Source organism: Fictibacillus sp. B-59209 (assembly GCF_036216745.1).
Lineage (GTDB): Bacteria > Bacillota > Bacilli > Bacillales > Fictibacillaceae > Fictibacillus_C > Fictibacillus_C marinisediminis.
Genome location: NZ_JARMMC010000008.1, coordinates 154,228 through 167,698, shown reverse-complemented (window position 1 = coordinate 167,698; position 13,471 = coordinate 154,228). Strand labels below are relative to the sequence as shown.

The window sequence follows — 13,471 nt, the reverse complement described above, 5'->3', positions numbered from 1 at the left end:
TTTATTGCCCCAATATCTGATACAGCTCATCAAGCTTCTGTATTTCATAGGTCGGAACCATATCCGTATGGTTGGTTTTCTTTTTGGGATTAAACCAGCAAGTATCGAGCCCGGCCAGCTGTCCGCCTTTCATGTCCGCATTTAAGGAATCTCCGATGATCAATCCTTGTTCTAGAGAAAAATCGGGGATTCGTGCAAAAACATAATCAAAGTACTCTTTCATTGGCTTTTGAAACCCCGTGTCCTCGGAAACAAAAATCCCTTTGAACAGTGGATGCAGCCCCGAACTTCTCAACCGTTTGTCTTGTGTTTTGGAAACACCGTTTGTCACAATATATAGATCAAAACGATCTTGCAGAACTGTGATCAATTCCAATGCTCCTTCGATCAGCTGGTTCCCTTCACTTAAAAATCCACGATAGATTTCTTCAAGCAAAAGCCCATCCGCCTCATGGCCGTACTCTTTTAATAAAAGAGAAAAGCGAGTGTTAAGGACCTCGTCCCGTTCGATTTCCCCTTCTTCAAATGCTTGCCAAAGCCCCTGGTTTATTGTCTTATAAAGGCTTTCCAGTTCTGAGGTAAACGTAATCTGCTGCTCTTCACACAACATGCGAAGGGCTGTGCTCTCTGCCGCACCGAAGTCCAACAGCGTATCATCAACATAATAACAGTGTTTTGTAAGTTTTCATGAGGCTTTCTGCGATTGCTGAGTCTCTTGCTCACCGCTGAATTTAAAAACGATGATGCCTCCGATGATGATCAGCACTCCAATCAGCTCTTTAAAGGTAAAAGGCACCGGTTTCAAGCCTAAGGCGCCCACCGAGTCCAAAAACAGGGCAAATCCAAGCTGTGATGCCAGGACAATGGAGATAGCAATCGTTGGCCGGAGCCGTTTGACCCCTTGCACCACACAGGTCACCACTCCTACTCCAATCACACCGCTGAACCAATACCACGTTTGCATATGGTGCAGATGGAATAATTGTTTCCCTTCAAAGATTAAACCAAGCGTCAGTGATGCAATGAATCCCAGACCCAAAACCAGGACATTCGTTGCCCAGGATCCCGCATGTTCATTGACCTTACTATTGAAAATGTTTTGCAGGCCGACGAGCGCTCCTGCAATCAGCGCAAAAATGATCCCTAAAAGCATAACTCTTCTACTCCTTATTCATAGATATTGTCATTGGCCAATGCCCGCAAGCCTTCCCGATCTTTTACAAGAATTCCTCCGCTGTTCCTTTCAACCAATCCTTCTGCACAAAATTGCTGGATGACCCGGTTCAGATGCCTGTAGCTCGTTCCGATTAAATTCGCAGCATCTTTCAAGCTTCGGGTACTGTGCTGCCCCGTTAATAAGGAATCCGATTCATCAAACGAGACCGACAAGAGATAACTTGCCAGACGAACTTCCACCGGATAGAGCAGATTAAAGCGTAAAGAATTGGATTTCACATAGAATTTTTCCGTAATGATTTTCAATAAAAAATTCAGGAACGCTGAATCATCACAAGCGTATTTTTTCAGCCAGCGATGATGAATACCGATCATCGTGACAGGAGATACAGCCTCCACTGTGTTCACCGTATCTGTACCCCGTACATATTCAATGTCCCCGATCACTTCAAGCGGTGTTTTAAACGAAAGAATGAGTGTTTTGCCTTCTGGTGAGGTGGTGTACACTTTTACCTTCCCCTTCACCAGTACATAAAGATACTGTGCGGGTTCTCCCTGTGAACAGATGAGCTCACCCGGCTTGAAATGATATAACTTCAAATACGGCATCAATTGCGAATGAAATATAGATTCTATATGATGATCACTTAAATATAATTCAAGCAGCTTTCGATCATTGATTTCTTTCATAGCGAAACCTCCATCAGGCGATTATCACATGCTTAAAATCAGCACACCTGTAATCATCATACCAATTCCGATGAACTGCGGCATCCTCATTCTCTGTTTCGCCGTTCCAAACCAGCCGTAGCTGTCTGTTAAAAAAGCAACGCTTAACTGAGCGATCAAGAGAGCAGAGATGGTCAGGGTCACACCTACCTTATGGATGGCTGTCACATTACTGAAGATCACGACAGCAGCAAACGTTCCCCCAAACAAATACAGCGGTTTCACAAGTTTGAATTTTTGCCAAGTCCCATCTCTGAAGAAAATCATGAGGATCATCGCTAAAATAAATCCTGTCATCTGGGTAACCGTGGCCGCTTGCCATGTGCCAATATCCTGGCCGATCCGGGAATTGGCCACACCTTGAAGGGAAATGAAGATACCTCCGAACAACGCAAAAAGTATTCCTTTCATCGAATCTCTCCCCTGTTTAATTTACATTTTTCATTATCAGGGAAAGCCACGCATGAGGGAAAGGACATATGTCCTCACTTTATAAAAAAATGAAGGCAGCTTTTCTTGTTGAGATAAATAGAATGCACCATAATTTCACAGGATGGAGTTGTTTTCATTTATGTATTTATTGTGAACAGCTATGTGCAGCCGCCTTTTTTCATTTAAAATGACAGAGTAATCTAATCTATTATAGAGGGGAATTGTAATGAAAATTAAATCACTTGCCGTCCTACTCTCCTTATCTTTTCTAATCGCCTGTTCCAATAAAGAACCTCAAAAAAGTGAAGAAAATCATCAAGAGCATGAACAATCTCAATCTCATGAAACCTCCGATATTAGAGAGGAAACAGGAAAAGTTGAATCTTTGCCTTCTTTTTTGATGAAACAGCCAAAAGAGATACAGGTAATTTATCAGGCTGTTGCTAAACATAAAGAGCTCCTGGAGAAGATTCCTTGTTACTGCGGCTGTGGAGGAGAAGCAAACCATAAAAATAATTACGATTGCTTCGTCCATGAAAATAAAAAGAACGGTGCAATAGTTTGGGATGATCACGGAACAAAATGTGGGGTATGTCTGGAAATCGCTGCACAATCAGTAATGGATTACAGCAAAGGAAAATCAGTAAAGGAAATTAGAGAGAACATCGATAAAACATATGAGAAGGGTTATGCAAAACCAACACCTACACCTACCCTATAATTAACGCAACTAATTTGGTGCTATGAACTTGGGGATGTTGAGGGGAAAGAGAGTTATAAAAGATGAACAATGGCTGGAACCGTAAAATCTACAAAGTATGGTCACCTTTTTATGACCTATTCTTCAACCAGGGGATGTTTTTAAGAGCACGGCAAGAAGTATTCAATGACGCACAGTTTCAAAAGGACGATAAGATCTTATTTGCAGGTGTAGGTACAGGGGCCGACTTAAAGTTTCTTCATTCCTTTTCGGTTGATGTAACAGCCATTGATTACTCAGCCGCTATGCTTAACAAGGCGAAAGAAAACTACGCAAACGAAGAGATTACATACCATCAAATGGATGCTCAAAATCTTGAATTTGAAGAGCAAAGCTTTGATTGCGTGGTAGCCAGTCTAATCTTAAGTGTAGTTCCTGATCCTAACCTGACGATAATGGAGATGGTAAGAGTTCTTAAACCCAAAGGGCAACTTATCATTTTTGATAAATTTTTGCTTAAAAACAAGAAACTATCCTTTGGAAAAAAAGCCATGAAACCCTTTATTGCTCTTCTTGGAACCGATATTAGCGTTTCCTTTGAAACTTTATTTAAAACTATTTCCAATGATTGTGTGATTAAAAAAGACAAAGAGGTTATGATGAATGGCATGTACCGCCATATTGTCATTCAAAAGAAAAACCATTGAGAATCGTCTCAATGGTTTTAATTATGTCATCTTGATATATTTCATTCTTTATCCTTTAATAGCCTTAAAGCATTTAAAATAACGATTAATGCTGCCCCTGTATCACTTAATACCGCCATCCAGAGCGTAAGCCAGCCAGGGAATATCAATCCTAATGCAATAGCCTTTATGATGATGGAAAACCAAATGTTTTGCTTGATGATGGATAACGCATTTTTACTCAATTTCATGGTATGAGGCAGCTTATCAAGATTATCAGCCATTAAAACAATGTCCGCGGTCTCCATGGCAGTATCCGTTCCCGCTCCACCCATCGCAATTCCTAGATCAGCGGCGGCCAGTGCAGGGGCATCATTAACTCCATCACCGACCATGGCTACCTTGTAACCTTCGCTTTGCAGCTTCTTGATTGCGGTTACTTTATCTTCTGGCAATAATTCAGCAAAGTAACGACTCACATTTGCTTCAGAGGCAATCATTTTAGCGGTACCTTCGTTATCCCCCGTTAACATGACGGTCTCGCGTATTCCTCTTTCTTTTAATGCTTTTAACGAAGAGATGGTAGATTCTCGGATGGTATCCGACACGGCAATCAAACCAATGATCTTTTGTTCCGTACCAATGATCACAATCGTTTTCCCTTGGTTCTGCATCTCCAGTACATTTTGGTTAAGCTGATCAAGTGAGACCGTCATTTCTTTAAATAGAGTTAGGTTTCCTGCGTAATAATTCACTCCATCAATCGCGGCTTGGACGCCTTTCCCAACAATGCTTTTATATAACTCTCCTTCTTTAGAAGAAATTCCTTGGGACTTCGCGTAATCCACAATGGCTTTAGCGATTGGATGAGTGGAATAATTCTCTAATGTGAAGGCGATGGATAACAGTTCTTCTTCTGTACCTTCCAGCACTTCAACTTTTGATACTTTTGGTTTGCCCTCAGTTAAGGTTCCTGTTTTATCAAATGCGATTGCTGTGATGGCACCCGCTTTTTCTAAGAAGGTCCCACCTTTGATTAAGATCCCATTCTTTGCAGCATTCCCGATTGCTGACACAATGGCCACTGGAGTAGAGATCACCAGTGCACATGGACAAGCAATCACCAATAATTCAAGCCCTTTATAAAACCAATCACCCCACGTTCCTAATGTTAATAATGGCGGAAGGACCATGATAAGTAATGCCAATCCAAATACAACCGGCGTATAGATGGCTGCGAATCTATCAATAAAGGCTTCAGTGGGTGCTTTTTGCTCCTGAGCTTCTTCCACCAAGTGAATGATTTTGGAAATAGTCGTATCTTCGACTAGCTTTGTTACCTTGATCTCAAGCATTCCGTGTTCATTAATGGTTCCTGCATAAACGTTGTCACCTGATTGCTTATCAACAGGGATGGATTCACCTGTAATCGGTGCTTGATTAACACTGGATTCCCCTTTAAATACCTCTCCATCCAAAGGAATCTTGTCACCTGGTTTAACAATAATGACATCACCAATCGAGATATCCTCTACGGGCTTTTTAACAACATCTAAGCCGACTTGAACCCAGGCCTCTGGAGGAGCTAGATCCATAAGATTGCGAATCGAATTTCTTGTTTGTTCAATGGACTTATTCTGCAATACGTTCCCCAATGCGAATAACCAAACCACAGTGGCACCTTCCAGCCACTCACCAATAAAAGCTGCTCCAATTGCTGCCGCTGACATTAATACATTCATGTCTAAAGAACGGCTTCTTAACGAATAGTAAGCACTTTTCACAGGTTTATATCCACTCAGAATCATGGCAACAGCATAGAGGATCGAGGACATCAATGTGGATACACCTGTAAAGGAACCAGCAAAACCAAGTGCAATCAACAGGCCTGAACCAATGAGCAAACCATTTTCATTCTTCTTTTGGACAGGCTGACTTGCTGTACGGCTATTATCTAACGTAGCTTTAAACCCAATCTTAGAAACTTCTGAAACGATTTCTTCTGGACTATTTGTATGTTCAATTTTCATTTTCCCCGTCGAAAAATTAACATTTACGCTTTGAACAGAAGAGTGCAGGTTTAAATGATTTTCGATACTTTTAGCACAACTACCGCAATCCATTCCTTCTACCGTGTAGATCTTAAGTTTTCTTTTCTCATTAATCGGCTCCACAGTATAGCCGAGCTTCTTAATTTGGCCCTCGATGGGATCAAAGGCTGAGAGATTGTGTGCAACGACTTGCATTTTCGCAGTACTGTAATTAACATGGACTTCTTTTATATCCGTTAGTGTGCGAATCCCTTTTTCAATGGTTTTTGCACAAGCAGGACAATCCATTCCCTGGACTCTAAACTCCATTTTTTCACCATCAAGGGAAGGTACAATACTCGTTTCTTTTATTTGTGGCTCGGAAGAACAACAGCTGGTTGTTTTCTCCTTGGCTATTGCTTCTGTGGCTTCCCCACCTGAACAGCAGCTATCCTTTTTCGTTTGTGGCTTTTTATCAGAGCCGGAGCATTGGTTTGACATAAGAATCACTCCTAATCTATATGACTGTCACAACAAGCGACATCATTTTGAACGTCGGCAAGAACAACGTTAAACATGTTAAGCAGTTCACGGACCTGCTGATTTCGGATACGATAATAACAATATCTTCCTTCCTGTCTTCCTACAATAATGCCACAACCTTTAAGACAGGCGAGATGTTGTGATATGTTGGATTGATTTCCGTTGATCGCTTCTACGATTTGAGATACAGTTTTTTCTTCATCCATTAACGCCTCTAATATTTGAATGCGTGTTTTATCAGCAAAACCACGCAGAAATTTTACCTTTGTATCAATTTCGATCAATTGCATACCAATAGCCCCCATTCATACATTAGAGTAAACTAATATATATTAATATGATATTAGCAATAACTAATATATGTGTCAAAAATCTTTTAAAGCGGCTCGTAATCATACTTTGGAAAGGTAAATGTACTTATGAAAGAGTCAACATAAAAAAGAGCTGTCCTGAAAGTCGAAANNCTTCTTGGACAGCCCCTTTCATGTTTACCTATTGAATTGTTATGTTCAGTCCCCGATCAATCAGGTTAGCAGTTACTGGTTTCGTTCCGATCTCCCTCGCCCAAACCGACAATTGTCCGATGTGATGGATTTCGTGGGCGATCACATGGCGCATGATTTCTCCATGGGTGAATGTCACTTTCCTTCCATCAGGTCGGGTATCATGCAAAATTCGTTCTTCCATACTGTTGTTCCAGGCAAGAACAAAATTTTCCACTTCAGGCTTAAACTCGGCGTCCAGTTTTCTGACTTTTTCAAGGGATTGATATCCATCAAAAGTCTCCTGAAAATCAGGTTTTTCCTGTAATCCACGAATCCAGCTCCACTCGACATCGATGATATGAAAGAGCGTATGTAAGATGCCCCCCACACCGCCTGTACGAACTTTTAGTAGTTCAGCTTCAGGAACACCCTCACACCATTTGTACCAATCCTCCCTGACTTGCCAGTTGTAACGAAACAGCGTCTTCATGATACTTCCTCCTTATCCGGCCGGAACTCAATGAGCCAGCAATCCCTGTACTTTCCTTCATGCCACTCATGTTCAGCCAGTACTTTTACTTTTTTAAATCCGCATTTCTCATAGCACCGAATGGCCCGTTTATTCCAGGTTTGCGGATCCATAATAATGACCTGAGCCTGCTTATCGTTTACTAGGTACTCCAGCATCCCTGCCACCAAGTCTGTCCCAATCCCTCTATCACGATAACGAGCTTCCCCGAGGAACTGATCCATCCCATATACCGTTTCATCACGGTATCCGTATGCATGTTTTGCTTCAACATCCAGTTTATAAAATTGAATGTATCCAATGTCTATTCCATCGTACTCAACAATACAGCCAACCGTCTCGTCTTCTTTTTTAAAAAACTTCTGTATCACTTTATAGATATCGTGAGGGCGGTCCCTGCCTTCATAAAATTCCAGGACAGATGGATCTGAAAGCCACTTAGCCAATACGAACCGATCTTCATACGCGAGCTGCCGTACGCTTAGCTTTCCATTTTGAAAGAACACAGAGCTTCCCCGCCTTTTATTCTTGCCGATTTGTTGAAGCTTGTTTGAGATTTTCTTTCATCAGCTCAGCAATCCGTCTCTCGTTTTCACCAGGCTGCTTACTCAGTTTCTCCATCACCATTTGCTGCCGTTTTAATGGATGGTTTTGACTCAATTTTGCTTTTCCCTCCATACTCGTAACGGCAAGCTTAAATCCGACAATCCCTTTCTGCATCCCTGATATGTAATGTGGGTCCAAATCGTTAACATCATAAGAACTCTCAGGGTTCTCATATTGCTTCACCATGCTAAAGAGGGTTTCAGCCATCTCTTGCTCATCCTGTATAACCTGGATTTCCCCATACACATGGACGGTTACATAATTCCAGGTCGGCACCGCTTCCCGGGTCTCATACCAGGAAGGAGAAACATAACAATGAGGTCCTTGAAAGATAACAAGGACCTTCTGCTGTTCAATATCTTTCCACTGATGATTCGGCCGGGCAAAATGGCCATAAAGCATACGTTTCTCACGGTCTAGCACCAAGGGAAGATGTGTGGCAAAAGGAACACCTTCATGCCGAGAAATGACCGTGGCAAAACTATACTGTTCGATAACATCAAACATCATTTCTTCATCGTTTATTTCAAAGAGCTTGGGAATATACAAGCTACCACTCCTTTTCTGCTGCAGCTACTGAGAGCACGTCACCTCAAACATAATGTCGTTCAGCGCATGAAAATAAAACGTATACCCACCACGGATCACTCTCGGATGATTGCCAACAGAAACCTTTGCAGCTTTTAGCTGTTCATACATTTCATCCACTTTTTCGCTCGTTTCTACATAAAAGCCAATGTGAAAACCATTCGGATACTTTGGAGGCTCTTCTCCCATACTGCTCAATACCAGCAGAAATCCCTCACCATCATCCATAACCGTACTCACATCGCTCTTTTGCACTTTTGTTTGAAATCCTAAGAAGTGTTCAAAAAAATGCTGTGCTTCTGCTAAATCATTCACACATAGATTCAAATGGTTAAGCTTCATGCTCCACCTTCCTCACCCGCATTTTTTGATGGGAACAAACAAATCGACCTTGCATCTCCCTTCCGGATCCTCTGCAGGATTATTCAGGTTAAACTCTAAATTATGACATGAAAAATCCGGTTCATACTCACTGGCAGGCAGCCACTCCGCAAACATAAACTGATAGGCCTCATTCAGTTTATCCGGTGTGTCATAAAAGGAGTACATCATTCATTCTCCTTAAAGGGTATTCATATCCTGGTTTATTTCTTCGCCAGAACATCCGCAATCCCTTCCTCCCTACATTGAGGCTATGATTTTCCCACCAAAAAAAGACATCAGGATACGTTCTCCTGATGCCCCTTTTTTTATCTTCTACTCCTCGTAATTAAACAACACTTCCCATGATTCCCGGCCAACGATACCGTCGACTGCAAGGTGATGTTTTTGTTGAAATTCCTTAACTTTCGCTTCTGTTTTCGATCCAAAGATGCCATCAATTTTAATAGAACCGCCCGCATCGTTTAAACGTGCCTGAATCCACGTCACATCCATTCCTCGGTCACCTTTCTTAATGGCGTGCCCCGGATAGGGGACTGGCGTGTGATAGAGAGCATTCCATGTGGAAGAACCCACTATCCCATCTGTCTTAAGATAGCGATAGTATTGAAACTGCTTCACTTTCTGAAGCGTCACCTTTCCAAAGATTCCATCAACCGTAATCGGGATTCTATTTTTGATTAGTTGTGTTTGTACTTTCCTGACATCAGAACCACGATCCCCGTATTTAATGACGTGGCCGGGATAAGGATCAGCCACATTCGCATTTTCTGATTTTACACCGGACGATGCGCTCGCTGCAGTTGGAAGTAAAGCTTGCAGTGCAAGAAATCCTGCTGCCGAGAAACAGATCAACGATTTTTTCATGCTCATACACTTTAGCCTCCTTACAAAAATTCAAAAAAAAATACAACAATACCACTTTATACCCGATTTCTTGTCCCTTGCAAGCCCTTTAAAAAAATTGTACATAAAGACCTAGAAACAAAAAAACACCAGAGAATCCCGATTTACGCCTCCTTCTGGTGTTTTCCTATCGGGCGTCTGGCCTTCTTTAAATTTGATCGATTTTCTTTCAAGGGGCCATCAAACTGTCCCTATTCGGCAAAACATGACAAATAAAAAACGCTCAGAAGAAATCACTGAGCGTTTCGGATGTTGCTACTATTATTTTTTAAGGCCCATTGCATCTCTCATCGCCTTAAAGATATTCGTGTTCTCATACGTTCCTTCCAGTTTCTCTGCTCCAGGTCCTTGTGCTGTTAATGGAACAGATTGACCGCCATGTTCATTAGTCGTCCAGTCAAGGGCAAACTTTTCTTTAGAGTGAGCAGGTGTATATGGCCCGTCCTCTTTCGAAACATCGTCACCGCTCTCGTCTTTAGGGTTTACTTCTTCGATGGAAAGCCCGCCACATTCATGGTCAGCTGCTACAAGAACAAGAGTGTCAGGATGTTTTTTCGCATAGTCCTTCGCAACTTGTACAGATTTGTCCAGCTGTTTGCCGGCTTTCATCATGAGTTTACCATTGTTTTCGTGAGACATTTCATCGGTTCCTTCCTCTTCAACCATGAGGAAAAATCCTTTTTTATTTTGAGACAACGTATCAATTGCTTTTTGAGTCATGTCAAGCAATGGTACGACCGGATCATAAAGGTCGCCTTCACCTTCAGGATTTTGTTCGAACATTTCTTCGTTCGCGAAAAGGCCAAGCAATTTGCCGTTGTTTGCTTTTTGAAGCTCATCTTTATTGGTTACATAGTTATACCCAAGCTTTTGAGCTTTTTTCACCAGGTTCCCTTGAGTGCCTTGGCTTGCTTCTTCTTTATCTTTTGCTGGGTGATCCTGATATTTTCCTTCTTCGCCTTTAGGGTACCAATAGTCTTCACCGCCGCCGAGCAGAACGTCGACTTTACTGTTTTCAAGGTACTGTTTCGCGATATCGCTTTGCTTTTTACGATCGGCCACATGTGCACCCAACGAAGCAGGTGTGGCGTCCGTAATCTGGCTTGTTGTGACAAGGCCTGTTGACTTCCCAGCCTCACCGGCCATTTCCAGCACAGACTTTACTGGTTTCTTATTTTCATCTACTCCAATTGCTCCATTATATGTTTTAACTCCTGTCGCCATAGCCGTTCCTGCTGCAGCAGAGTCGGTTACGACCGAAGTAGAATGTGTGTGAACATTTCCTGTATACGGCATTTTATTCATAGCAAGCTCGCCGTTAAGGCCTTGAGCAGCTAAACGAATCGCTTCCCTGTGAGAAGCTCCCATACCGTCTCCAACAAACATAATGACATTTTTTGCTTTTTTAGGAGATGCACTTTTCTCTTCTTTCGCATCCGCAATTTGATTTACCCCAAATGATGTGATGAGTGCTAATGAAAGTGTTGCAGCTGCTATTGTTTTCTTTTTCAATACTTCCACTCCCCTTTTCTCTGTTGTACCTTCATTGTAGTAAATGAGTATGAAGGAACGATAAATCTCTTGTAACGAGATGATGAAGTTATATTACGCAATTGTAAAGCCATCCTGTTTTACTACACTTTTATTTATAATAAGATCACTCGATAGATAAAATAAAAGCAGGTGTTTTATGTATAGGAAAAATCAAATAACTTCCTTACTTGAGTGAATTTTTCCTATTTCACGGAAGTTTGGTGCCAGTTGCTTAGTTCTATTTTTTGGATTACTTATTCTGCTTCCTGTCCTAAGAAATGCCCTTTCAAATCAGTGGATCGCCCTGTTTGACAGCTTTTACAGATCAGGCTCGCTCGTTTTTGGAGGTGGCCATGTCGTTCTGCCATTGTTGGAAAAGGAGTTCGTTCCTGCCGGATGGATCAGCAAAGGAACCTTTCTGGCTGGATACGGCGCTGCTCAGGCAGTTCCTGGGCCTCTGTTTACCTTTGCGTCCTACCTTGGTGCTGTAATTAAGGGTGGGACAGGAGGACTGCTTGCAGCCTTCGCGATCTTCCTGCCCGCTTTCCTGCTCGTTTTTGGCTCGCTTCCTTTTTGGAATGCATTGCGTCGCAACCCCAAAGTAAAAGGAGCTCTCATGGGTGTGAACGCTGCAGTGGTGGGTATATTGATCTCAGCTTTTTATCAGCCAATTTGGACGAGCTCCATCCTGGCCCCCGTCGACTTCGCTTTTGCCGCATTGCTTTTCAGTTTGCTTATGTATTGGAAGCTGCCGCCATGGTCGGTTGTGGCCATTGGGGTGGCGGGAGGAACATTACTTTCTTACGTGTCCTGAGAATTTAAAAATACTGATGAAATAATCCTCCTCCGGGAAATCGCCGACATATTCTAAACCCTGAACACCGTAGAAGCCTTTCAGCTTTTCATTTCCTGCCCAGCAGTCCAAATACAGCGTTTTGTTTTGTTTCTGTGTTAAAGAGCAAGCAAAACGGATGATTTGGGAGCCTATGTTTCTACCTTGGTACTCGGGCAGGATAGCGATTTTTGAGATGTAAAGGCTCTGCGGTTCGATGGGTAGATCACTAAGTTTGCTTACTGAATAGATGTAGAAAGCTCCGATGATCTGAGCATCCAGCCTTACAACATAACCCTCATCCCGCTCCACTGCCTGTTTAACACCAAAAGGATCCCATGAATACGGCCACTGGTTGATTCCTTTCTTCAGCAAGTCGAGGGTAACGGCATTTAGGACCTTGACCATGGACGGAATATCTTTAAGTGTTGCTAGTTGTATCTCCATTATTTTTTAGCAAAAGAGAGTCCTTTTTCCTCAAGCGCCGTACGAAGCTGTTCCATTGCCTTCGGACCCATCCCATGGAGTTTTGATACTTCAGCTTCACTAAGATTGACAAGCTGCTCAAGTCTGGTAAATCCTGCACCGGCCAGAGCGCGCTGTGCCGGTTTTGCTAATTTGGGCGGAAAATCACTTTCAAGATTTTGTGCCAACATACTCGCTCCTTTCTAAAAAATTCTTCAGATGATGAAAGGCTTGGTTTGCTGATTCTTCGTTATAATTTGGCGTGTGAGGATCGCTAAATCCGTGCTTTCCGGCAAATTTATAAACTTCAACATCCTTTTTCTGAAGCACCGTGATCAGCTCGTCCACAGCAAAGGATTTCTCCTCTTCCGGAAAAAACAGCAGGACAGGGCACTGAGGGGAGACCTCTGTATAGTTTCGAATGCGCGAACCGTAGTACCCAATAATACCGTCCACTCCTGCTTCCTTACTGCATAGCCAGGCAACAGTAGCCCCCACACTAAATCCTGTGATAAAGATTTTTTTATAGTTCGGTTTATTTTCCTTTACTAATTTTTTTACCTCTCGGGAGGCTTTTTCAAATCCTACTTTCTTCATGAAATGCTCATAAGCAAGACTTTCCTCATAATAATCAAAAGGCGTTTCCCGTCCCAATACATTCGGGCAAATGACATCAAATCCCTGCTGAGATAAGAACTTACAAACCTTCTTCATGTGCTGATTCAATCCATAAATTTCGTGAACGACAATGATAAGGGTATCCGAATAAAGATGTACTTTGAACATTTAAGACCTCCCGGAAACAATTGTCCATAAAAATAGAAAGGGTTCTGCTCCCTCTCCATTTAAT

General features: G+C 42.3%; 16 protein-coding genes and 3 pseudogenes. 3 read left to right on the top strand and 16 right to left on the bottom strand.

Annotation, left to right across the window (positions count from 1 at the left end):
* Nucleotide 1 precedes the first annotated feature (1 nt).
* The 4 genes and pseudogenes from P4361_RS06150 to P4361_RS06135 form a co-directional block, all read right to left on the bottom strand.
* Nucleotides 2-689, bottom strand: a pseudogene (locus P4361_RS06150) (YjjG family noncanonical pyrimidine nucleotidase).
* Nucleotides 686-1,153 carry a DMT family transporter gene (locus P4361_RS06145; RefSeq protein WP_248252065.1) on the bottom strand — a complete coding sequence of 156 codons (468 nt, stop codon included), beginning with the start codon at nt 1,151-1,153 and terminating at the stop codon, nt 686-688. Before P4361_RS06145 ends, P4361_RS06150 begins: the two are co-directional and overlap by 4 nt.
* A gap of 14 nt (nt 1,154-1,167) precedes the next feature.
* Nucleotides 1,168-1,866: a Crp/Fnr family transcriptional regulator gene (locus P4361_RS06140; protein WP_328088637.1), complete on the bottom strand. Its 699-nt coding sequence runs from the start codon at nt 1,864-1,866 to the stop codon at nt 1,168-1,170.
* 24 nt (nt 1,867-1,890) lie between these two features.
* A complete protein-coding gene (locus P4361_RS06135) occupies nt 1,891-2,316 on the bottom strand; it encodes a DMT family transporter (RefSeq protein ID WP_328088636.1) in 426 nt (141 codons plus the stop codon).
* A gap of 247 nt (nt 2,317-2,563) precedes the next feature.
* Here P4361_RS06135 and P4361_RS06130 point away from each other — a divergent pair, with 247 nt between their 5' ends.
* Together P4361_RS06130 and P4361_RS06125 are read left to right on the top strand one after the other, a co-directional pair.
* Nucleotides 2,564-3,058: a PCYCGC motif-containing (lipo)protein gene (locus tag P4361_RS06130; RefSeq protein ID WP_328088635.1), complete on the top strand. Its 495-nt coding sequence runs from the start codon at nt 2,564-2,566 to the stop codon at nt 3,056-3,058.
* Between the two features lie 62 nt (nt 3,059-3,120).
* Nucleotides 3,121-3,744, top strand: a complete 624-nt coding sequence (locus P4361_RS06125; RefSeq protein ID WP_328088634.1) for a class I SAM-dependent methyltransferase — start codon at nt 3,121-3,123, stop codon at nt 3,742-3,744.
* Nucleotides 3,745-3,785: 41 nt separating this feature from the next.
* On the opposite strand, the gene P4361_RS06120 is transcribed toward P4361_RS06125, so the two are convergent.
* From P4361_RS06120 to P4361_RS06080, 9 genes and pseudogenes are all read right to left on the bottom strand, one after another.
* Entirely contained in the window at nt 3,786-6,254 is a 2,469-nt protein-coding gene (locus P4361_RS06120; RefSeq protein ID WP_328088633.1) for a heavy metal translocating P-type ATPase, read from the bottom strand.
* Between the two features lie 11 nt (nt 6,255-6,265).
* Nucleotides 6,266-6,586, bottom strand: coding sequence for an ArsR/SmtB family transcription factor (locus tag P4361_RS06115; RefSeq protein WP_248252061.1), 321 nt, complete (start codon nt 6,584-6,586; stop codon nt 6,266-6,268).
* A 202-nt stretch (nt 6,587-6,788) separates the two neighbouring features.
* Nucleotides 6,789-7,271, bottom strand: coding sequence for a DinB family protein (locus P4361_RS06110; protein ID WP_256225300.1), 483 nt, complete (start codon nt 7,269-7,271; stop codon nt 6,789-6,791).
* On the bottom strand, nt 7,268-7,816 hold the full coding sequence (locus P4361_RS06105; protein WP_328088632.1) for a GNAT family N-acetyltransferase: 549 nt from the start codon (nt 7,814-7,816) through the stop codon (nt 7,268-7,270). Before P4361_RS06105 ends, P4361_RS06110 begins: the two co-directional genes overlap by 4 nt.
* Nucleotides 7,817-7,832: 16 nt before the next feature.
* Nucleotides 7,833-8,465, bottom strand: a complete 633-nt coding sequence (locus P4361_RS06100; protein WP_328088631.1) for an FMN-binding negative transcriptional regulator — start codon at nt 8,463-8,465, stop codon at nt 7,833-7,835.
* Nucleotides 8,466-8,489: 24 nt separating this feature from the next.
* Nucleotides 8,490-8,846 (bottom strand): VOC family protein, encoded by a 357-nt coding sequence (locus P4361_RS06095; RefSeq protein WP_328088630.1) that lies wholly within the window; start codon nt 8,844-8,846, stop codon nt 8,490-8,492.
* Between the two features lie 12 nt (nt 8,847-8,858).
* A pseudogene (locus P4361_RS06090) lies at nt 8,859-9,053 on the bottom strand (GyrI-like domain-containing protein); the annotation flags it as partial.
* 147 nt (nt 9,054-9,200) lie between these two features.
* Complete coding sequence (locus tag P4361_RS06085; RefSeq protein ID WP_328088629.1) at nt 9,201-9,758, bottom strand: peptidoglycan-binding protein; 558 nt, start codon at nt 9,756-9,758, stop codon at nt 9,201-9,203.
* A 294-nt stretch (nt 9,759-10,052) separates the two neighbouring features.
* The gene (locus tag P4361_RS06080; protein WP_425590232.1) at nt 10,053-11,288 is read right to left on the bottom strand and encodes an alkaline phosphatase; all 1,236 of its coding nucleotides are present in this window, start codon (nt 11,286-11,288) and stop codon (nt 10,053-10,055) included.
* Nucleotides 11,289-11,523: 235 nt separating this feature from the next.
* On the opposite strand from P4361_RS06080, the pseudogene chrA reads away from it, so the two are divergent.
* Nucleotides 11,524-12,138, top strand: a pseudogene (gene chrA / locus P4361_RS06075) (chromate efflux transporter); the annotation flags it as partial.
* On the opposite strand, the gene P4361_RS06070 reads toward chrA, so the two are convergent.
* The 3 genes from P4361_RS06070 to P4361_RS06060 are packed head-to-tail and all read right to left on the bottom strand — an operon-like array spanning nt 12,118 to nt 13,407.
* Entirely contained in the window at nt 12,118-12,603 is a 486-nt protein-coding gene (locus P4361_RS06070; RefSeq protein WP_328088627.1) for a GNAT family N-acetyltransferase, read from the bottom strand. The pseudogene chrA and the gene P4361_RS06070 overlap by 21 nt on opposite strands.
* The gene (locus tag P4361_RS06065) at nt 12,603-12,812 is read right to left on the bottom strand and encodes a DNA-binding protein (protein ID WP_053355108.1); all 210 of its coding nucleotides are present in this window, start codon (nt 12,810-12,812) and stop codon (nt 12,603-12,605) included. The genes P4361_RS06070 and P4361_RS06065 overlap by 1 nt, the downstream gene beginning before the upstream one ends.
* Nucleotides 12,793-13,407, bottom strand: a complete 615-nt coding sequence (locus tag P4361_RS06060) for a dienelactone hydrolase family protein (RefSeq protein WP_328088626.1) — start codon at nt 13,405-13,407, stop codon at nt 12,793-12,795. Before P4361_RS06060 ends, P4361_RS06065 begins: the two co-directional genes overlap by 20 nt.
* Between the last annotated feature and the right edge of the window lie 64 nt (nt 13,408-13,471).